General features: G+C 44.7%; 17 protein-coding genes and 2 pseudogenes. 10 read left to right on the top strand and 9 right to left on the bottom strand.

Going from position 1 to position 21180, the window contains the following annotated elements:
- The first annotated feature begins 65 nt into the window (after positions 1–65).
- The 6 genes from HWQ58_RS29400 (at position 66) to HWQ58_RS29425 (ending at position 5286) form a co-directional block, all read left to right on the top strand.
- A complete protein-coding gene (locus tag HWQ58_RS29400; protein ID WP_292870952.1) occupies positions 66–1202 on the top strand; it encodes a citrate synthase in 1137 nt (378 codons plus the stop codon).
- A 298-nt stretch (positions 1203–1500) separates the two neighbouring features.
- On the top strand, positions 1501–2619 hold the full coding sequence (nuoH, locus tag HWQ58_RS29405) for an NADH-quinone oxidoreductase subunit NuoH (protein WP_292870954.1): 1119 nt from the start codon (positions 1501–1503) through the stop codon (positions 2617–2619).
- Positions 2620–2719: 100 nt separating this feature from the next.
- A complete protein-coding gene (gene ndhI / locus HWQ58_RS29410) occupies positions 2720–3304 on the top strand; it encodes an NAD(P)H-quinone oxidoreductase subunit I (RefSeq protein ID WP_229462911.1) in 585 nt (194 codons plus the stop codon).
- Between the two features lie 75 nt (positions 3305–3379).
- Positions 3380–3994 (top strand): NADH-quinone oxidoreductase subunit J, encoded by a 615-nt coding sequence (locus HWQ58_RS29415; protein WP_292870958.1) that lies wholly within the window; start codon positions 3380–3382, stop codon positions 3992–3994.
- Between the two features lie 59 nt (positions 3995–4053).
- Positions 4054–4359, top strand: coding sequence for an NADH-quinone oxidoreductase subunit NuoK (gene nuoK / locus HWQ58_RS29420; protein ID WP_006199065.1), 306 nt, complete (start codon positions 4054–4056; stop codon positions 4357–4359).
- 6 nt (positions 4360–4365) lie between these two features.
- Positions 4366–5286, top strand: coding sequence for an NAD(+) kinase (locus HWQ58_RS29425; RefSeq protein WP_292870960.1), 921 nt, complete (start codon positions 4366–4368; stop codon positions 5284–5286).
- Positions 5287–5484: 198 nt separating this feature from the next.
- Here HWQ58_RS29425 and HWQ58_RS29430 read toward each other — a convergent pair whose 3' ends face one another.
- From HWQ58_RS29430 to HWQ58_RS29440, 3 genes are all read right to left on the bottom strand, one after another.
- Complete coding sequence (locus HWQ58_RS29430) at positions 5485–6300, bottom strand: pentapeptide repeat-containing protein (RefSeq protein ID WP_292870962.1); 816 nt, start codon at positions 6298–6300, stop codon at positions 5485–5487.
- The gene (locus tag HWQ58_RS29435; RefSeq protein ID WP_292870964.1) at positions 6281–6481 is read right to left on the bottom strand and encodes a hypothetical protein; all 201 of its coding nucleotides are present in this window, start codon (positions 6479–6481) and stop codon (positions 6281–6283) included. Before HWQ58_RS29435 ends, HWQ58_RS29430 begins: the two co-directional genes overlap by 20 nt.
- A 169-nt stretch (positions 6482–6650) precedes the next feature.
- Entirely contained in the window at positions 6651–8420 is a 1770-nt protein-coding gene (locus tag HWQ58_RS29440; protein WP_292870966.1) for a pentapeptide repeat-containing protein, read from the bottom strand.
- Positions 8421–8966: 546 nt separating this feature from the next.
- Here HWQ58_RS29440 and HWQ58_RS29445 point away from each other — a divergent pair.
- The gene (locus tag HWQ58_RS29445) at positions 8967–11984 is read left to right on the top strand and encodes a zinc-dependent metalloprotease (protein WP_292870968.1); all 3018 of its coding nucleotides are present in this window, start codon (positions 8967–8969) and stop codon (positions 11982–11984) included.
- An 88-nt stretch (positions 11985–12072) separates the two neighbouring features.
- Here HWQ58_RS29445 and HWQ58_RS29450 read toward each other — a convergent pair whose 3' ends face one another.
- On the bottom strand, positions 12073–12309 hold the full coding sequence (locus HWQ58_RS29450) for a hypothetical protein (RefSeq protein ID WP_292871000.1): 237 nt from the start codon (positions 12307–12309) through the stop codon (positions 12073–12075).
- Positions 12310–12421: 112 nt separating this feature from the next.
- Positions 12422–12635 (bottom strand): annotated as a pseudogene (locus HWQ58_RS29455) (transposase); the annotation flags it as partial.
- A gap of 632 nt (positions 12636–13267) precedes the next feature.
- Between HWQ58_RS29455 and HWQ58_RS29460 the strand changes: the two are divergent.
- Positions 13268–15805, top strand: a complete 2538-nt coding sequence (locus tag HWQ58_RS29460; RefSeq protein ID WP_292870970.1) for a calcium-binding protein — start codon at positions 13268–13270, stop codon at positions 15803–15805.
- Between the two features lie 233 nt (positions 15806–16038).
- Here HWQ58_RS29460 and HWQ58_RS29465 read toward each other — a convergent pair whose 3' ends face one another.
- A complete protein-coding gene (locus tag HWQ58_RS29465) occupies positions 16039–16179 on the bottom strand; it encodes a hypothetical protein (RefSeq protein ID WP_292870972.1) in 141 nt (46 codons plus the stop codon).
- A 293-nt stretch (positions 16180–16472) separates the two neighbouring features.
- Here HWQ58_RS29465 and HWQ58_RS38600 point away from each other — a divergent pair.
- Positions 16473–16535, top strand: a pseudogene (locus HWQ58_RS38600) (XisI protein); the annotation flags it as partial.
- 19 nt (positions 16536–16554) lie between these two features.
- Here HWQ58_RS38600 and HWQ58_RS29470 read toward each other — a convergent pair.
- Together HWQ58_RS29470 and HWQ58_RS29475 are read right to left on the bottom strand one after the other, a co-directional pair.
- Entirely contained in the window at positions 16555–16767 is a 213-nt protein-coding gene (locus HWQ58_RS29470) for a hypothetical protein (protein ID WP_292870974.1), read from the bottom strand.
- 163 nt (positions 16768–16930) lie between these two features.
- Positions 16931–19483, bottom strand: a complete 2553-nt coding sequence (locus tag HWQ58_RS29475) for a filamentous hemagglutinin N-terminal domain-containing protein (RefSeq protein WP_292870976.1) — start codon at positions 19481–19483, stop codon at positions 16931–16933.
- Positions 19484–19967: 484 nt separating this feature from the next.
- On the opposite strand from HWQ58_RS29475, the gene HWQ58_RS29480 reads away from it, so the two are divergent.
- A complete protein-coding gene (locus HWQ58_RS29480; protein WP_292870978.1) occupies positions 19968–20246 on the top strand; it encodes a hypothetical protein in 279 nt (92 codons plus the stop codon).
- Here HWQ58_RS29480 and HWQ58_RS29485 read toward each other — a convergent pair.
- The gene (locus tag HWQ58_RS29485; protein ID WP_292870980.1) at positions 20243–20977 is read right to left on the bottom strand and encodes a DUF1995 family protein; all 735 of its coding nucleotides are present in this window, start codon (positions 20975–20977) and stop codon (positions 20243–20245) included. The genes HWQ58_RS29480 and HWQ58_RS29485 overlap by 4 nt on opposite strands.
- Between the last annotated feature and the right edge of the window lie 203 nt (positions 20978–21180).

Consider the following 21180-nt stretch of genomic DNA (forward strand, 5'->3'; position numbering starts at 1 on the left):
ATGGCAACAATAAATTTCTGGTAAGTTAGCTCCAGCAGATATTTCAAAAAGCAAATGGTGTTGCCATGATGGTGTGCGAATACAAGCCTGGTTTAGAAGGCATTCCCGCCGCTCAATCAAGTATCAGCTATGTTGATGGGCAAAAGGGAATACTAGAATATCGTGGCATTCGGATTGAGGAATTAGCAGAAAAAAGTACATTCTTAGAAACTGCTTATCTCTTAATCTGGGGTAAACTGCCAAGCAAGGAAGAGCTGGAAACATTTGAGCATGAAGTTCGTTACCACAGGCGGATAAAGTACCGCATTCGGGACATGATGAAATGCTTTCCAGAAAGCGGTCATCCAATGGATGCCTTGCAAGCCTCTGCTGCTGCTTTAGGCTTGTTTTATTCGCTCCGCGATTTACATAATCCTGTCTACATTCGAGATTCAGTAGTGCGCCTGATAGCAACCATTCCCACAATGGTGGCGGCGTTCCAACTGATGCGAAAAGGCAATGATCCGGTACGTCCCCGTGATGACTTAGACTACTCCGCCAACTTTCTATACATGCTCGATGAGAAAGAACCCGATCCTTTGATGGCGCGAGTTTTTGATATCTGCTTGATACTTCAGGTCGAGCATACAATGAATGCTTCCACTTTCAGTGCCAGGGTGACAGCTTCCACCTTGACCGATCCTTACGCTGTGGTTGCTAGTGCTGTGGGAACCTTGGGCGGGCCTCTGCATGGTGGAGCCAATGAAGAAGTAATTCAGATGTTGGAAAAAATTGGCTCTGTGGAAAATGTCCGTCCTTACATAGAGGACTGTCTGCAAAGTAAATCTAAGATTATGGGCTTTGGACATCGTGTTTATAAGGTGAAAGACCCACGAGCCACAATTTTACAAGCACTAGCAGAGCAATTGTTTGAAAAGTTTGGCCACGACAAGTTTTATGACATTGCTCAAGAAATGGAACGAGTAGTAGAGGAAAAACTCGGTAGCAAGGGGATTTATCCAAACATTGACTTTTATTCCGGTTTGGTGTATAGAAAGATGGGGATTCCCACAGACTTGTTTACGCCAATATTTGCGATCGCCCGCGTTGCCGGTTGGCTAGCCCACTGGAAAGAACAACTAGCAGAAAACCGGATTTTCCGTCCTACACAGGTTTACAACGGTCATCACGAAGTTACTTATACCCCCATTGACCAACGGTAAATGGGCATTGGGCATTGGGCATGGTTATTCCCCTTGTCCCCCTCATCTCCCCCATCTCCCCCATCTCCCCCATCCCCGCGTCTGCTCAATAGCCAATCTCAATGCCAACCATAAGTAGAAGTTCTCATCTCGCTTCAGGGTGCTCAAACCATCCAACGATATACTAGGCATGGGAATTGGCAACAAATCTTCAATCGGGCGTCATCACAGCAAAAATTAAAAATGGGTGAATTTACAGGTATTAATTTAACTAATAGTTGTAACTCACCATGACTCGATGTCTTAAAGAGCACCAAACATGAATTCAGGAATTGACCTCCAAGGAACTTTTATTGAATCCCTCCGGGATTTAGGTATACCAGCAGGAACAGCCAAAGCGATTTGGATGCCGCTGCCAATGATACTGATGCTGATTGGGGCGACAGTAGGGGTATTAGTTGCTACTTGGCTAGAACGGAAAATTTCTGCCTCTGCACAGCAGCGAATTGGGCCAGAATACCAAGGGCCTTTTGGGTTGCTGGTACCTGTAGCGGATGGTCTCAAGCTGGTATTTAAAGAAGATATTGTACCAGCCAAATCTGACCCTTGGCTGTTTACCCTTGGCCCAATTATTGTTGTAATTCCGGTATTTCTGTCGTTCCTGATTGTGCCCTTTGGACAGAATATCGTAATTAGCAATGTGGGCATGGGCGTATTCTTGTGGATTTCCTTGTCAAGCATTCAACCCATTGGCTTGCTGATGGCTGGCTATGCATCTAATAATAAATACTCCCTCTTAGGGGGCTTGCGGGCAGCAGCGCAATCTATTAGTTATGAAATTCCTTTGGCGCTGGCAGTGTTAGCGATCGCTATGATGTCTAACAGCCTCGACACCGTTGATATTGTCAATCAACAGTCTGGCTATGGCATTCTGGGCTGGAACATTTGGCGACAACCAATCGGTTTTCTGATCTTTTGGATAGCCGCCCTTGCTGAATGCGAACGATTACCCTTTGACTTACCGGAAGCGGAAGAAGAAATCGTCGCCGGCTATCAGACTGAATACTCAGGTATGAAATTCGGTCTGTTCTACCTGGGTTCTTACGTTAACTTGATCCTTTCTTCCTTACTAGTAGCAATTCTCTACCTGGGCGGTTGGGACTTTCCCCTTCCCCTCAACCTCATTGCTGGTTGGCTGGGAGTCAGTGAAGTAAATCCCGTGTTCCAGATAGTAACTGCGGCTTTGGGTATTACCATGACCGTGTTCAAAGCCTATTTACTAGTGTTTGTCGCTATCCTGTTGCGCTGGACAGTGCCACGGGTACGGATTGACCAACTGTTAGATTTAGGATGGAAGTTTTTGTTGCCAGTTGGTTTGGTTAATCTCCTATTAACCGCCGCCCTGAAACTAGCCTTTCCCTTCGCTTTTGGTGGTTAGTTATTAGTCATTAGTCATTAGTACGCAAATGACTAATGACCAAGAACCAAGGACAAGGGACAAATAACGCTGACAGCTTAAAAAGAGAGAGTGAAACACAATGCTAAAGTTCCTAAAACAAGTTGGTGATTACGCCAAAGAAACGGTACAAGCTGCGCGTTACATTGGTCAGGGACTTTCTGTTACCTTCGACCACATGCGGCGGCGTCCAATTACTGTACAGTACCCTTACGAGAAACTAATTCCTGGCGAACGGTTTCGCGGTAGGATTCACTTTGAATTTGATAAGTGCATCGCTTGCGAAGTTTGCGTTCGCGTTTGTCCAATTAACCTGCCTGTAGTAGATTGGGAATTCGACAAAGCCAGCAAAAAGAAAAAACTCAACCACTACAGCATTGACTTTGGAGTTTGTATCTTTTGCGGTAATTGTGTGGAATTTTGCCCAACTAACTGTCTATCTATGACAGAAGAGTATGAGCTTTCCACTTACGATCGCCATGAATTGAATTATGACAACGTAGCGCTAGGTCGTCTGCCCTATAAGGTAACAGATGATCCAATGGTTACACCACTGCGCGAACTAGTTTACCTACCCAAAGGCGTCCTCGAACCCCACGGACTGCCCGCAGATGCGCCACGTGCAGGTGCACGTCCAGAAGACCTGGTAGAACAAACCGAAAAATAATGTCATTTGTCCTTTGTTATTTGACAAATGACCAATGACCAATGACCAATGACAATTGACTAAGGACAAAAAACAGTGAATCTAGCAGAAGGAGTACAGTTAGTATCACTTGGCATACTGGGCGTGATGATGATTGGGGCAGCCATTGGTGTGGTGCTGTTCTCCAACATCGTCTATTCTGCCTTTTTGCTGGGGGGTGTGTTCATCAGCATAGCGGGAATGTACCTGTTGTTAAATGCTGATTTTGTTGCGGCTGCACAAATACTAATTTACGTTGGGGCGGTTAACGTGCTGATTTTGTTTGCCATTATGTTGGTGAACAAGCGGCAGAATTTTGTAGCATTTCCCAACTCTTGGGTGCGGAAAGCACTTACGGGTGTAGTCAGTGTAGGATTGTTTGGTCTTTTAAGTACGATGGTTCTAGCTACTCCTTGGGCCTACTCAACTGCTCCTGTGGCGGGTGGTGAAAGTTCTATAGTTTTGATTGGAGAGCATTTCTTCACTGACTTTTTACTACCTTTTGAACTGGCTTCTATTTTGCTACTGATAGCAATGGTAGGAGCAATTATTTTGGCACGCCGCGAGTATTTGCCAGACCTATTGACACCATCCCAACTAGGGCAAACTGTTTTGACTTTGCAAGAACGCCCTAGAGAACTAGTATCAACAACCAGTGAAACAAAAGAGTAAGATTTGCGAGTTGAGTCACAGATAAACAGGCAGATTTTTGAGGAGAAATACTTAAATTCATGCAACTCCAGTATTTTTTATTACTAGCAGCGGCTTTATTCTGCATCGGTATCTACGGTTTAATTACCAGCCGCAACGCTGTGCGGGTACTGATGTCAATTGAATTACTGCTTAATGCTGTTAATCTGAATTTAATGGCATTTTCCAACTTCCTCGACTCAACATTAATCAAGGGTCAGGTTTTCACAGTATTTGTGATTACCGTGGCCGCAGCCGAGGCGGCGGTGGGTTTAGCGATCGTGCTTGCCATTTATCGCAACCGTGATACCGTCGATATGGAGCAGTTTAATCTCCTGAAGTGGTAATTGTGCGTGCAACTCAAGCAGGTAATCATTGCTTATAAAGCGCGGGATGCCCGGAGTAAAGAATGGGCAGAAATCTGTGCAAAACAACTAGAAAGTCGCGAGTGCCAGGTGTTGATGGGACCTAGCGGGCCGAAAGACAACCCCTATCCAGTCTTTTTGGCTTCGGCGGGTCAACCAATCGATCTCGCTTTGGTACTCGGTGGCGATGGTACTGTTTTAACCAGTGCCAGACATTTAGCCCCAGCTGGCATCCCAATTCTGGGAGTGAATGTGGGAGGTCATCTGGGGTTTTTAACTGAGTCAGTGGAAGAGTTTCAGGATACGGAGAAAGTTTGGGATCGGCTGTTTGAGGATCGCTATGCTATCCAACGACGGATGATGTTACAGGCTGCGGTGTATGAGGGTCATGGGTCTAATTTGGAACCAGTGAGCGAACGTTACCTGGCTTTGAATGAATTTTGTGTCAAACCTGCCTCCGCTGACCGAATGATTACTTCAATTCTGGAAATGGAAATCGATGGTGAGGTAGTCGATCAATACGTCGGGGATGGGTTGATTATTTCTACTCCCACAGGTTCCACAGGTTATACCGTTTCTGCGAATGGGCCAATTATGCATGATGGTATGGAGGCGCTTACCATCACTCCTATTTGTGCAATGAGCCTTTCTAGTCGTCCTCTCGTTTTACCCCCTGGTTCTGTGGTGAGTATTTGGCCTTTGGGGGATTACGATTTGAGTACTAAACTGTGGACAGATGGGGTTTTGGGAACTTCAATTTGGCCCGGACACCGCGTTGATGTGCGGATGGCAGAGTGTCGGGCTAAATTTATTATTTTGCGCGAGAACAATTCCTACTATCAGACGCTGCGGGAAAAGTTGCTTTGGGCAGGTACAAGGGTTCACTACAGCAATAATCACCGTAATTAATTAAGTATTTTAGAGTGCATTTACCGCAGATTGCGATCCCGTAGGCGATCGCAACCAAAATTATCCCAGCCCTTGGATTCATCCGGGGGCTTTCTGCTCTGATTGTGACTTTCTTTGCTGATACCGTTTTTTGGCTGACAATTTAGAGTGATGTGAAAAAAGTCAAGTAGGGAAAGCCTCCTTTGCTTCCACCTCTTTTTAACTCAGCCGTAACTGTTTCTTTAAGGCTTCTGGCACATTCACTGCTGTATCAAGTCCTTCCACATTTTCCCAGTTTGTATTTTCATCCCAGTTCATATCTCCCCAACTCTTCTGGCTGAGGTTTGCGCGGCTGAGGTTTGCGCCCCACAGGTCTGCACCACAAAGATTTGCGCCTTTGAGGTTTGCGCTTTTGAGATTTGCGCTTTTGAGATTTGCGCTTTTGAGATTTGCGCCACTGAGGTCTGCGCTGCTGAGATTTACGTAGCTAAGGTCTAAGAAGATAAGGTTTGCGCGGCTGAGATTTGCGCGGCTGAGGTTTGCTTCGCCAAGGTCTGCGCCGCTAAGGTTGGTGTCGCTGAGAAATTGCCCAATTACACAATTAAAAGTTCCAGGCTGAAAGCAATCACTGTAATTGATGACACGAGTTAATTGGTATTCTTCAAAATTGTCTGCACCAGTTTGACCAGACGGATAGAAGACAATTTCTTGTTTGAGATCATCTCGCCCTTTAGCATAACGGTGCAACTCCAAAAGCAAAATCATCACATTCAATTCAGCATAAATATCCACCTGACGCTGACCTAACCCTTGAATCCCATACTGTTGTAACTGTTGTAGCTTTTTCTGAGGCAAAGTCTCTTTCGCAGAGTCAATAAACTTCCCCTTACACCAGTTATGGTAAAAATTTTCTAAGCGTTTAAATAATTGCTCCCAAGAGAAATCTTGTTTTTCAGTCAGCAGCCTCATCAAATATTCCACAATTTCTGGTGTGAGTCTGCCAAAACCCAGCAAATCATAAATTTGCCAATTCATTTGGTCTTCGAGAATAACTAGTTGTTTTCCGTCTTCTGTTTACTTCGTATTGTGTCCACGCTTTCAGGTGTTCAGCGGCTTCCAAAACTGCCTTGCCAGTCTTAACTGTGGTGTTCAGACTCTCTTCTATTGAGAAGGATTGCTGAAACTTCTGCCAGGTTTGCAATAAACGCTTGTTCATTTACTGGGACTCGTATAATTACTGGTTATTTAGAGTTGAGTTTAAAATTTGGGGTTGATGGGTGTGGGAAGAATGACGTAGACGCACAGAGGACACGGAGTCAAAGAAAAGGCGATTCGCATTAAGCTTGAGTTTTACCTTTCCCGTTGTCCCCTTGATCCGCCTCATCTCAATTTAGTCCCAGTTCTTCCTTCAACGCCTCCGGGATATTAACTGCTGTCTCTAATCCCCGCACACCTTCCCACTGCTGCTTTTTACCCCAGATCATTTCTTCTAGATTGGCGTCGCTAAGGTCTGCACCACCCAGAATGGCGTAACTGAGGTTGCTATGGCTGAGATCCGCGCCATTGAGGATAGCACCACTGAGATTACTGCCACTGAGGTTAGCACTGTTAAGGTTGGCATAGCTGAAGTCTGTGCCAAACAAGATGGCGTCGCTGAGGTCAGCACCACTGAGGTCGGCGTCGTTGAGAATCACGCCGCTGAGGTCAGCTTCGTTGAGAATTACCCGACTCAGGTCTACGCCGCTGAGGTCGGCACCTAAGAACATTGCACCATTAAGTCTGGCATTGTTAAGTTTGGCACCGTTAAGTTTGGCATAGCTGAGGTCTGCGGCAACAAGGATAGCATCGCTAAGGTTGGTACTGAAAAGAATTGTGTCACTGAGGTTAGTACCGTTGAGGATGGCGTGACTCAAATCAGCACCACTGAGGTCGGCGCGGCAAAGGTCGGCATGACTAAGGCTGACGCTATTAAGGTTTGCTTCACTCAGATTTGCACCGAAAAGGATGGCGTTACTTAGGTCAGCATGGCTGAGGTTAGTGCTGCTAAGGTCGGCGCGGTTGAGGTCGGCGTGGCTAAGGTCGGCACGGCTAAGGTTGGTATTGCTAAGGTCGGCACGGTTGAGGTCGGCGCGGTTAAGGTTGGCACAGCTAAGGTTAGCACCGCTGAGGTTGGTGCTACTGAGGTCGGCACCGCTGAGGTTAACACCGCTGAGGTTGGCACCGCTGAGGTTGGCATCGCCGAGGTTGGCACCGCTAAGGTTAGCACAGCTGAAGTTTACGCCAGTTAAGTTGGCATCGCCGAGATAAGCAAGGCTTAGGTCAGCACCACTAAAATCTGCCCCTGTAAGGTTGGCATCGCCGAGGTAAGCATTGCGAAAGTTACCGCCTTTAAGGAATTGTCCAACTATAGTGCTAAAGTTGCCAATTTCCAGGGCATCGCTATAATTGATAATCCGCAGCAGTTGGGATGTGAAAAAATTGTCTGTGTTCGGTTGGGCAGATGGATAGAAGGTGATTTTTTGTTTGAGTTCATCTCGCCCTTGGGCGTAACGGTGTAACTCTAATAATAAAATCAGTACGTTCAGCCCTGTATATATGTCTACCTGTCTCAACCCGATCGCAATATTTTGTGCCGCTAACTTTAACTTTGTTTTCTGAGGCAGGTTATCATCTGGTGTTTCATCGATAAATTCTCCCTGACACCAGCGACGATAAAAATCTTCTAGCCGCCCAAAAAGTAATTTTGGGCGAATTTTTTGACCAGTCACAACCAATTCCATCAGTTGCTTGACTATTTCAGGTTTCAGGGCACCATTGCCCAATAAATCATAAATCTCTTCATGCATCTGGCGATCGCATACTCTAAAGCAAAACCCAGTGGGTAAAGTTCCCAATGTGCGATCGTCTATCTGAGAAGTCAAACCGTTTTTTGGTATTGTCCATTTTTCTAAGCTTTTTTGCAGTCTTGGAGAGTATAAATATTCCTGCAAATTATTTTGAGCCAATTTAACGCTTTTGTCTGGTTCTTTAATATTTTTTCCTAGAGGTAAAACTGCTTCAGTTTCTGGCGATGTGGTCTTTGGCATCTCTTGTAACCTTGTACCTCTCACATAATTTCTCAGCATCTGCCAGACTTGAGATAAATATGTTGACATTTCTGTTTCCGTTGTTACATTTAAATAACTGTTTTTGATAATCCTGAATTAAAAACTTTTTTATGCTAGTTTGCTTTTCATTTCCAACAATCAATAGTATAAATAAATACTATAGTCAAAAAATCATGAGTTAGCGATGTTTACGGCGGGCTACTTCTGGTGAATTTGCCAACAACGTTCTTGGATGGCGGCTTTTGGCTCACCTATAATAGCCTTAAGCTTTTTCTCATGATGTAAACAAAGTGTTAACTTAAAAATTCTTTCAAAAATCAAGTAATTCCATGCTTTGGCTTAATTTGTTATACTTTTTTCCCATAAATTTACTAGTCTGATGTAAAAATCATACTTACTGTTTGTTGGAGATGCAATTGTTAGGAAAAATCCTACACTAAAACAGCACAACAAAGCTGAAAAATTGCAACTAAAATTAAACTTGATTTGTTGCCTAATATAAAGCAGCTAAGAGAGAGAATCGGCAGAGGGCAGCCTATTTGCCTTTGCAAAAGTTAAAAATTAACGAGAGATTGTTATCAGGCCATGAATGCGATGAACAGATTAACCTTTTATATGATTTTGTTACATAGTTTGTTTTTAGGAATAGCGACAGCTAGCGCTAAGTCACCGTTTGTTAACAATGTTGATACAGCCAAGCATATTCTTGTAGAAGATGTCGTTACAGCTAAAAGTGGAAATAAATCCAATAGTAAGTTATCGACAGAAACTTCTTCAACTAAAATTTCAGCCTTATCATTAAAGGATATTAATATTCCTCAGAAGAGACTACCGTCAGGGCAAGTTTGGGTAGTTAATCAAAATAAACACGTACAGCCTCAACCGTTTATTTGGATAGTAGAAAACCTGAAAAAAGCAGGTCAGCAACCATTCTTACAAGTTGCAAAACCCGCAGAAAAACCGGATGGAAAGCCCAATACTAGTGCTAAACCAGCAGCAAAGGATGATTTAGAGCCATTTAACGAAGTAATTAAAAACACCCAAAAGTCAGGGGGATTGTTCACCCTTTATCGCAATAAAGAAAAGAATAAGATTTATCTAGAAATTAAGCCAGAACAACTTAATAAAAATTACCTAGCTACGGCAACCCTGGAATCGGGCATTGGCGAACGGGGTATTTACAGTGGTATGCCTCTGCAAGATTTTTTGTTTTATTTCCAACGGGTGGATGATAAACTACACTTTGTCATCCGCAATGTGAATTTTCGCACTCGTGAGGGAGATCCGCAGGTGCGATCGCTGACGCGATCTTTTAGTGACTCTGTTCTCTACAACATTTCCATTAAAAGCATTCATCCAGAACGCAAAACTATTCTCATTGACTTGGGAGATTTGTTACTCACAGACTTAGCTGGATTATCTGCAAGTTTAGGAGTCCCCACAAGCACAGACCAGTCCTATTTTGGTACTGCTAAAGCCTTTCCCCAAAACTTAGAAGTCGAGTCAGTTTTAAATTACTCTGGTAGCGTTGAACCCAACACTGAAGTGGCAAGCTTTGCATCGCTAGCTGACAACCGTGGCTTTACCCTGCGCGTTCACTACAGTCTCTCCCAACTACCCGATCAAGATTATCGACCGCGCCTTGCTGATGATCGCGTCGGCTATTTCATCACCGCCTACCAAGATTTATCCAAAGACGACAATCGCGGCGATTCTTTTGTTCGTTACATCAATCGCTGGCATTTAGAAAAACAAGACCCGAAAGCAGTCATTTCTCATCCCAAAAAACCGATTGTCTTCTGGATTGATAACGCTGTACCCTTAGAATACCGCGATGCCATGAAAGAAGGCGTTCTCATGTGGAACAAAGCCTTTCTCAAAGCCGGATTCAAGGATGCAATTGAAGTCCGCCAAATGCCAGATGATGCTACCTGGGACCCGGCAGATATTCGTTACAACACGATTCGCTGGATTAATACAGTCGATGGCTACTTTGCGATGGGGCCATCCCGCGTTAACCCGTTGACAGGGGAAATTTTGGATGCAGACATTCTTGTAGATGCTAGCTTTATCCGCGCACTCAAGAGTGAATATCGCAAAATCGTCCAACCCAGCCAAACAGAAAATCGCACTACCTTATCAGCTTTGATGCAAAATCGTCTACTTTGCGCCAATGGTTTAGATGCGAAAAATAATGGTGTACCCCAGAAGATGCAAGGGCAACAGGGGTTGTTGAGTCATTTATCGAAAATGGCAGGCGAGTACGATCTATGCTACGGGATGGAAGCTGCTAACCAGTTTGCTTTAGGTTCACTGGCGATGTCACTGCTGCCTGATACTATGGCTACTCCAGACCAGGTGAAAGAATATATCAATCAATATTTACGTTTAATCATCGCTCACGAAGTTGGACATACTCTTGGTTTACGTCATAACTTCCGTGGTAGTACGCTGCTACCACCACAGGAGATGAATAATACAGAAATTACTAAAAATAAAGGTCTGACAACTTCTGTCATGGACTATATTCCCCCAAATATCGCCCCTCAAGGGACAAAACAAGGAGATTATTTTCCTAGTATAGTGGGGCCTTATGATGAATGGGCAATTAAGTACGGCTACACAACAATTCAGACATCAACTCCCATAGCAGAAAAGCCAATTTTGGAGGAAATTGCTGCACAATCCTACAAGCCAGAGTTGAGTTATTCCACAGATGAAGATGTATATGACCTTGACCCCACAGCTGATGCTTGGGATAACAGCGGTAATGTGCTGCTTTATTCTCAGTGGCAGTTGAATAATTCGCGGGTGATGTGGGAACGTCTGGATAAGCGTTTTCCAATGGCTGGTGATAGTTACAGCGATGTCAGCGAACGTTTTAGCACAGTATTGGGTAACTATTTCCAGCAAATATATTTCACCACCAAATACATCGGGGGACAATCTTTCTATCGCATTCACCCCAATGACATACCTTCGGAGAAAGTCTCTGGAGTTCCCCAACACCGTTTACCATTTGAACCAGTACCCGTTGAAGAACAACGCCAAGCTTTAGAAACGCTGCAAAAATATGTATTTGCAGAAGATGCCCTCAGTTTTTCACCAGAATTGCTGAATAAATTAGCACCTTCCCGTTGGCGACATTGGGGTAGTTCTGTGCAAGTTGGTCGTTTGGATTTTCCCATTCATGACTTGGTGCTACTGATGCAGGGTTCTGTATTGCGAGATTTACTCTCAGGCGATCGCCTCTCTCGTCTCAAGGATATTGAACTCAAAACTCCCGAAGGAAAAGCATTGACTCTGCCAGAATTATTTGATACTTTACAGTCTGGTATTTGGACGGAAGTCATCAAACCAAAAGGTAAACCAATGAAGATTGCCAGTTTGCGGCGAGGCTTGCAGCGTCAATATCTGGACATTTTGACTAGTATGGTATTGCGAAAAGAATATGTTCCAGAAGATGCTCGTACTTTAGCATGGTATAAACTCAAACAGCTTGACGAGAAGCTCAAGGGTGTTAATTCTGAGGATGAATATACCAAAGCGCACTTATTAGAAACGCGCGATCGCATCGAGAAAGTCTTGAATGCACCATTGCAAACGAATTAAAAAAGTTAGGAATTGCCACTTTCAGAGACCATTTATAAAGTAAATCTTTAGTTTGGCGTTTACGTCCGCAAAACTCAGCTTACCGCAATCATTGCCGTACACTTACCACGCCAGTTGCTTCAAGTCGGGCTTTTCCCGCCCAACGCACTGGCTCCCTTTTTTCAGTCGTTTTCACCGACTGACTGTCTGCTGCGATGCCTACGGCGAGCTTTGCTAACGCAGTTGGTTGGACTGACCTACCCATTTGTTCCCGAACCTGGTTACGTAGTGTGTGGTTCAATTCTTGCCAAACTCCTTGTTTGTGCCATTTCCGGTAGTATAGCAAAGTGCTGAGTGCTGAGTGCTGTTAGCGTCAGCGGGGCGTTTAGCCCGTGCTGAGTAGAAACCCAGTTAAATCAAGGCTTTTAGCAATCAATATTGTCCTAACCTATGTGGCTACGGCTATAACTATAAACCGTCAAGCTTGGAGGAAAGTCACGCCTGTTGCATGTCCCATTGACAACCTGTTTTCAAGTGGTAGTAGATGGCATTGCATACTTCGCGCATATCAGTTGTGCGCGGATGTCCACCGGACTTAGCTGGTGGAATTAAGGGAGCTAGAATAGCCCATTCTGAGTCACTCAGATCGGTAGAATAAGCCTTTCGAGTCATTGAACGCTACGTAAATGCACTATCTCAAAAGTATCTTATCGTTATCATTTCATTTGATTAGCCACCTTTAGATTTACTTTATAAATAGCCTCTTAGCTGCAACTTCAACAAAATGTCTTAAAATTTATCGCAAATGCAACTCAAAGTTATTGCTCACAAGGCTGTTCCTGACCGTCCTGCTAGAAACGAACCATGAGTTCGTAAACGTCGTCCGAAAGCCTACCCCTTAATGACCAAACCACGGCATGAATTACGCAAACAATTGCAAACTGCTTAAACCGCAAGTGTTTCAGCTTTTCTTAGTGCCATTCCTCTCTTAGTTTTTAGTAGCAAATAAGATGCCTTTGCCCTATGCTAGTGATAACTATTTAGGTAGTGTCTAGACCAAGAAACCAGGTATCCGCTCAATAAATCGGGGCGAACTACCAGTTCAGGAACGAGTTTACGCCATTTGAGCCTTGTCACTGAGCGATTTACCCCGAATTATTGAGCGGTTACGAAACCAGTGTAAATACATGCTACATTTATTTGAACTACCTATCTAGGGTTTCTCCCTGCTGGCAGGGCTACTCATAGATGACACCTCTGCCAGCGAATATCTCTGAATCAAACTTATAACCGAGGGGATTGATATGGCAGACCTTATTGGAGACAACACGAATAACACTCTAATTGGCACGTTTGAGAATGACGCTATCCTTGGTCAGGGCGGTGATGATAACCTCTTTGGTCGGGGCGGCAATGATGACCTCTTGGGTGGGGCTGGCAATGACTCGCTTAATGGCGAGGACGGCAATGACCTTCTCAATGGTGAGGACGGCGAGAACACCCTGCTTGGTGGGTTCGGCGATGATGTCCTCCTTGGTGGATCTAGCAATGACCTTCTCGAAGGCGAGGAGGACAACGATCAACTCCTTGGCAAAGGCGGTGACGACACCCTGCTTGGTGGGTTCGGTAATGATGTTTTCCTAGCTGGATCTGGCAATGACCTTCTCGAAGGCGGGGACGGAAATGACCGACTCGCTGGAGAAGACGGTAAAGACCAACTCTTTGGCGGGGAAGGGGTTGACACGCTCAATGGCGGGGCTGGCGATGACCAGATTGATGGCGAGGATGGCAATGACAACTTGATTGGTGAGGCTGGCGATGACACCCTCCTTGGCGGGGCTGGCGATGACCGACTCGAAGCAGGGGACGGGGATGACCAAATCTTTGGTGGGACTGGCAATGATACTGCTGACTATTCAAATACCACTGTTGGTGTCACCGTTAACCTAGCGACTGGAACTGCCAGTGGAGGGGCTGGGAATGATGTCCTATTTAATATCGAACAAGTCTTTGGTTCTGGTTTCAGCGACATTCTAACTGGCGGGCGCGGTAATGACACCCTCTTTGGTAGAGGTGGCAATGACACCCTTGATAGTGGAGTTGGCGATGACCTGCTTGATGGCGAGGAAGGCAACGATATTGTCCGTGGTGGGGCTGGCGATGACACCTTGCGTGGTGGGACTGGCAATAACCAACTCTTGGGTGGAGCTGGTGTTGATACTGCTGATTATTTCAGTGCCACTGCCGGAGTCACGATTAACCTTGCCACTGGAACCGCTACAGGGCAGGGCAGGAAGGATGTCCTGTTGGAGATTGAAAGAATCGTTGGTTCTAGGTTCAATGACACCCTCTTGGGCGGAGCTGGCAATGACTTCTTCCTCAGTGGTGGGGACGGGAATGACTCTATCAATGGTGAGGCTGGTAATGACCGCCTGTTTGGCGATAACGGCAATGACACCCTCCTTGGCGGGACTAACGACGACTTTATCAATGGCGGGTACGGCAATGACTCCCTGCTTGGCGGTAGCGGCATTGACATCCTGCTTGGTGGGGCTGGCGATGACCAACTCCAAGGTGAGGACGGGAGTGACACTCTCATTAGTAGAGAAGGCAATGATACCCTGCTAGGCGGCAGCGGCAATGACATTCTGCTTGGTGGAAGTGACAATGACCAACTCCAAGGTGGAGGCGGGGATGACCAACTCTTTGGTGGAGATGGCGTTGATACTGCTGATTATTTAAATGCCACTGCCGGAGTCACCGTTGACCTTGGCACTGGAACTGCCAGTGGGGGAGATGGGAATGATGTCCTGTTCAATATCGAGCAAGTCTTTGGTTCTAGTTTTAGCGACTCCCTGATTGGAGGAGGCAGCAGTGATACCCTCTTTGGCAGAGGCAACAATGACACCTTGCTTGGTGGGGATGGCGATGACTTTCTTGATGGTCAGGAAGGTAATGACCTCGTCTTGGGCGAGGATGGGAATGACAGCCTGTTTGGCGGGGCTGGCAATGACCAAATCGAAGGAGGAGAAGGCGATGACACCCTCCGTGGCGGGGTCGGCAATGACACTCTCCTTGGAGGGCCTGGAAATGATATCCTCATAGGCGTTGATACTAACGGTTCTGATTCTCCTGGATTAGGGGAGGTTGATACCCTAACTGGAGGGCCTGGGGAAGATCAGTTCTTACTTGGAGATGCTACTAATGTCTTCTATGACGATAACAACAGTGAAAGTAGTGGTTTGGCAGACTACGCTACCATCAGTGGCTTCAACTCCAACGAAGATACAATCCAGCTCAAAGGAACAGTGGCAGACTATCGCTTGCAGACTGTGGGAGCCGATACAAGGGTATTTCTGGACAACTCAGGAGAGCTAGATGAACTCGTTGGTGTTGTGCAAGCATCGCCTCTGAAGCTTGATAGTGACGACTTCCTGTTCTACGAGAAAGAAGATGCTGGACAAGGGACAAACAACACACTAGCCACTGCTGAGAAGCTAGGTACTTTAACATCAGGTTCAGAAGTTAATACCTCTGCTCAACTGGCAAGACTTCCAGGGAACAATCCTGATTTCGACTTTTTCACATTTTCTTTAGCTAACCCAGGAACTGTGACTATTAGCACGCCGAATTACAGTGGTAGCTTTCCAGTTCTCGGCCTATTTAATAGTGCTGGGAACTTACAGAGTTCCAGTACTTCTCTATCAATCACCGCTTCACTAGGGGCAGGTACTTACTCCATTTCAGTAAGTGATTATGATTACTTCCCTCAAAATGGCGGAACTTTCAGTTCTGGCTATTTTGACCCTGGTTCTTATACGCTAGGAGTCACTGTAGTCTAAAGACAAATGGTACTAAGAAAAGCGGAAACAGTTGCCAATTACGAAGTTTGCAGTTGTTTACTAACTCAGTGCTGAGTACTGAGTCCTGAGTGCTGAGTGAATTAAGAATTACTCAGTACTTATGTACTTGGGTTTTAGCCCCGCCCCTTGTGGGCGGAATTATACAGTCAGGAGAAGGTTGATACCCCACCCCTTGTGGGTGGTCTTTCAACTCAGCACTCAGCACTCGGAACTCAGCACTCTTCATGTAATTCTTGTCGAGGTTTTGTCATGAAGGGGTAAGCTTTGGGGCGGCGTTTTTGAACTCGTGGTTCCCTGCGTGCGGGACGGTCAGTAACGACTTTGTGAACGATAATTTTGATTGTTCTGCTCATCCATCATTACTATCCGCTCAATAAATCGGGGCGAACTATTAGTTCAGGAACGAGTTTACGCCATTTGAGCCTTGTCACTGAGCGATTTACCCCGGATTATTGAGCGATTACCTTAATTGCATCAGCTTCACAGGCAAATCTTTCTTGAGACAACTTTTTTAAATCAATTTTATTTTTCTCTTCAGCTTTCGTGATTTTTTTAGCTAGCTTCTCTAAATCTGATTTTTTTCTGGCTTGGCTCTATACTACTAACTATCTTTGTTCTATTCCCCCATAAGTGATATTTTTAACTCGATATTGTCGTTGGGTTTCACCCGCCTTACATACGGCAGTATACAGATTATGCTGTGAGTTAAAGGGTTGTTGCTAAACTACTTAGAAAAATATCATTCGCTCTAAATATATTGCACCGTTGAAAAACTGTACACGATACACATCTGGATTGCTCAGTTTTTCCCATTCAATATAACCAATGCAATCATCAAAATGCTTCAGAATCAGCGCCATTAAATTGCCATGCGTCATGATCGCAGTTGTGCTTGCTTCTTGCTGCAATACTTCATCGACTACGGCGATTTCACGCGCCATAGCAGCTAACTAGTACACTGTGACGGAAGTTTGCCTACGTTTAAGGCGGGCTTAATCAATTGTCTGGTTAATTGAGATGGTAGCTGGATTTAGGCACCCGCTAGATGTAATTGTCAGGTTACTGAGCCACAGCAAGCCGGACGCTGCAAAAGTCTGAGTAACTTTAGCTACCATAACATTGAATTGGGTTCTGTCTAGAAGTGTGAGGAGTAGGGGTAGATGAATTAGCACTGAGGACTATTTGTCCTTTGGCGTTTAGCACTGCACCTGTAGCTTCAACAATGCGTTTGGGAGTGGAGATAGTTGGTTTACTAGTAACAGGTGGTAAGGAACGGTTGTTGTTGCGGGGTTTAAGGGATACCCAATCTATTTGGACTGCATCAGGAGTGAGAATGTCTTTAGGATTGGGTGGTAAACCACCGCGTCCAGCGATTACAAATCGGTTTTGGGCGTAACCAGGACTGTAGCAACCTTGGGCTAACTTGGTATCAACTGGTGTTGTTGGCAATTCGCTTAATCCTTGGTTAGGGTCAACATCGGGCGTGTTTAATGTGACCTTTCCAGTTGCAACAATGTCACTTTCTAAGGTTTGCTGTTTCCGAAATTGAGTGCCAAAAATTCCTTGGGCATTGACTTGAATATTACTACCAGGAGTTCGCCCGAAGCCATTGGCAATAATATCACTGTTCTCGGAGGGGACAGCGACTAAGAATTTGGTGTCGATGTTTATATTGCCGTCAAGTCCATTACTACCAGCAACACCACTAGTAGCAGAGATTAAACCCTGATAACGCAACATAAGTAAATTTTCTATATTTAGGCGAATATTTCCACCCTGACCTGTTCTGGATTCTGCAAATACACCCGTAGGTAAGCCATTGCTATCGATTCCATTTACTAAAAATTTATTGGTGGCTTGAATTGTTATAGTACCTGCATTTCCTTCTCCAAAACTGCTGGCAACTAATTGAGCACCGCTCTTAAGTGTTAGTTCATTTGTGGTAATTCCAATGGTTCCGGCATTCCCCACTGCCTCTTTTTCCACTGCACTAAAAACACCACTTGATGAATCACTGAATACTGCATTCTGAGTATTCAGAATGATACTACCTGCATTTCCTCTGCCAAAGATGCTATTAGTCAGTCGAGCGCCATTAGTGATACTGAGTAACCCAGATGTGATGTTTATATTTCCACTATTACCTAAAGCATTTGGGTTAATAGTTTGTTCGCGAGGCTCAATTGTGACTGTGGGACGCCCAGAGTCATCAAAATTGACTTTAATGATTGGCGCGGTTGTAGAACCTAGTGTGCTGAAGATGGCAGCATTACCAGCGAGGGAAACAGCATCTCGTGCCCGTACTGTCACATTCCCCGCATTCCCTAATCCCAATGTTGAGGCAGTAAGTTGAGCGCCATCGCCTAACGAGAATGAACCAGAATTGATAGTAATGTTACCTCCATTGCCAACTGCCTCCGTTTCCACAAAGCTGCCAATCAGACTAACAATAGTAAAACCAAAAAAATTTCCCTTTCCAGCAATATCAACTTTCCCAGTAACATTAACATTGACATTCCCTGCATTCCCTAGTCCCAATGTTGAGGTACCAAGTTGAGCGCCATCGCGTAACGAGAACGAACCAGAATTGATAATAATATTACCTCCATTACCTTTTGAACCTAAACGCACAAGATTGACAACTATGCTCCTATCAGCAACTTGGATTTTCCCAGTAGCATTAAGCGTAATATCTCCTGCAACGGTTTCAGGTGTCCCTAAGCCTTGCCCAATACCAGCACTTAGGACATTTCTTCCTAAAAGCTCTAGATTCTTGGCATTGACTACAATATTACCGCCACCAGCACCTTCTACATGTATAGTAGCTGCTTGATTGATAATACCTGCTGTTTGATAAAAAAAAGGGAAAAGAAGTACATTTGCTCGCTCAACATTCTCAGGAAATATCAAGCTGAGATTATCGCCATCTACACCCAGCAAGACACTACCAGGTTTTGCCAACCCTCCTAACTCAACTCGTCCACCATTAGCATTTAATTGTCCCCCCTCCATGCTGACATCACCACCCACCAGCAGTAAGCTTTTTCCATTTGGTACTCGTAAACCAAATGCGTTTAAACCTGCTGGATCTATTCCTGCTGGTGCAACTGAGTTATTTCTAATCGGTGCGGTTTGATTAAACAGCAATGCTGAAGGATCAATAGTCAACAACGGGGAAGGGATATTTTTCTCAGTAGCGCTAAAAAATCCGATATTTCCAAATTGCAGTGCATTAGCTGTACTTGCCACAAAAGAACCACCAATATCTAAGCTGGCATTCCGACCAAAAATAATCCCATTTGGATTTATCAGAAACAGGTTAGCCTTACCAAGAGCGCGAATTAACCCATCAATATTAGAAATTGACCTACCCGTTACTCGACTAATAATATTTTGAATATCTACAGCATTATTAAAAGAAGCAGTGACACCAGTAGGCACAGAAAACTGCTCAAAACTATGAAACAAATTACTTCCTGCTTGTGTTCCTCCAGTAATATTGGAGATGTTCCCATCCGTTGTAACGCTAGAGTTATTAGGCAAGGTACTATCCGGGATAATTTGGGCAAAAACACGCTCTTGCAAGGAAGCAATTAACACACTTGCCACTACAAACCTACTACACCAACACTGCCAATTTTGAGTTATTCCTGACATAGCACCCTTAATAAATCAGTAACTTCACCGTGTGACCGAATAATTAATAATTCACGTTTAATGTGAATTAAGTGTTGAAACCCATGTAATTGCGTTAATAATTCCAAAATTATGATTTTGGACAATCTCAAAACCCTTACGGTACAAGAGGCGTTTTTAATTCACATCAGGCGTAATTCATAATTCATAATTAATGGTTACAGAGCAAATAAATTTATTTATGGAAATGATGGAAAGCGCAGCATCATTCTCTTACAAATTTATGATGCCTGCTGCGGGTTGCGCCAACGGAGTCAGCCTTATCTGTGACTTCTCTTCAAATGGAGCAACTTGGTGCGTAGGATACTAATTATGAATTATGAATTATTAATTATGAATTATTATAGTGCGATCGCCTAATTTGTTGCTCTGCCGAAGCAGCGATATCTAGCAACAAATCGCTTTGCGTCTACGCACTCCCCAATAAACTGAAGCGGTCTCCCTCGTGACGGAAGCGGTCTTCCTCGTGACGGAAGCGGTCTTCCTCGTGACGGGAGCGGTCTTCCTCGCAACGGGAGCAGTCTTCCTCGTGACGGGAGCGGTCTTCTTCGCAACGGGAGCGGTCTTCCTCGCAACGGAAGCGGTCTTCCTCGCAACGCGAGCGGTCTTCCTCGCAACGGGAGCAGTCTTCCTCGTGACGATTTACTATCAAAGGATAAATAAAAAACTCAAAATGAGGCAGCAGATGATCAAGTTTCCTCCTGCTACCTCTGCATTATCTTAACTACTCAATGCTTTTAAAAACCGTTGCAAACTCTTAAATACACTGGGCTTTCTCGCAGGTGTCGCGTCTGTTGTTGTTTGCGGTTGTCCTTTTAAAACAATGAGATCCAAATCATCACCAGATGGTTTTGTAGGTAATTCGGCAATTCTTTGATATTCGCCTTTGGTTTCCTGCCAAACTTCCCACTGTCCTGGGTAGCAGCGATATAGGGCACTTTCATCGTCTATGGGGCGCACGTAATAGGCGGATTCAATGGTACTGATAAAACGATCGCGGATTTTTCTCGCTGTATAACCAATGCCCACGGTTCCAGAATCTTCTAAGCGAGGATTTAACAAGACTAAAGGGCGATCGCCTATTACTTCACACAACTTTTCTAACTGCGGCACTTCTACGGATGTCGGGGCGATAAATAAGAAAATTTCATCCTCTGGCTGAATTTTTGTCTGCAAGGAAGCAGCCCTACCCGTACCAATATCCAAAATTTGAAATGGTGCATCTGCCCAATCACGCCGGGCTAAAGCCGCAGCCCCAGCGTCAGCAAAGAAAATCTTCAAACGGGAATCATAATCTGTAAACGCCGGTAGAAATTGTTCCGCCACCGGCATAAACTTCAGTTCTGGGAACAGGAATTCAACTTGTAAGCGAGTACAACCATCTGCAAGGGCAGCTTGCACAGCTACACAAGATTGGGCGATCGCATCTTCAAGAGTATTTGGAAGTTCACTCATAATCTGCATGGTTCTGTAGTGTCTACTCCCATTGTTTCAGTATTGGCTCTTAATTAGGACTTACGCAGAGGAGATCGCCTCAACCAGTTGAAAAAAATATTTTATTTCAGTACAGTGTCTTGTTTTTTACAACTTTAGTTATATCTCTATTGATTATTAATAGGGTTCAGCTTAAGTCTTTCCCTAATAATAAATTTTCACAT

This window comes from Nostoc sp. LPT (assembly GCF_017115165.1).
In the GTDB taxonomy this organism is placed as follows: domain Bacteria; phylum Cyanobacteriota; class Cyanobacteriia; order Cyanobacteriales; family Nostocaceae; genus Nostoc.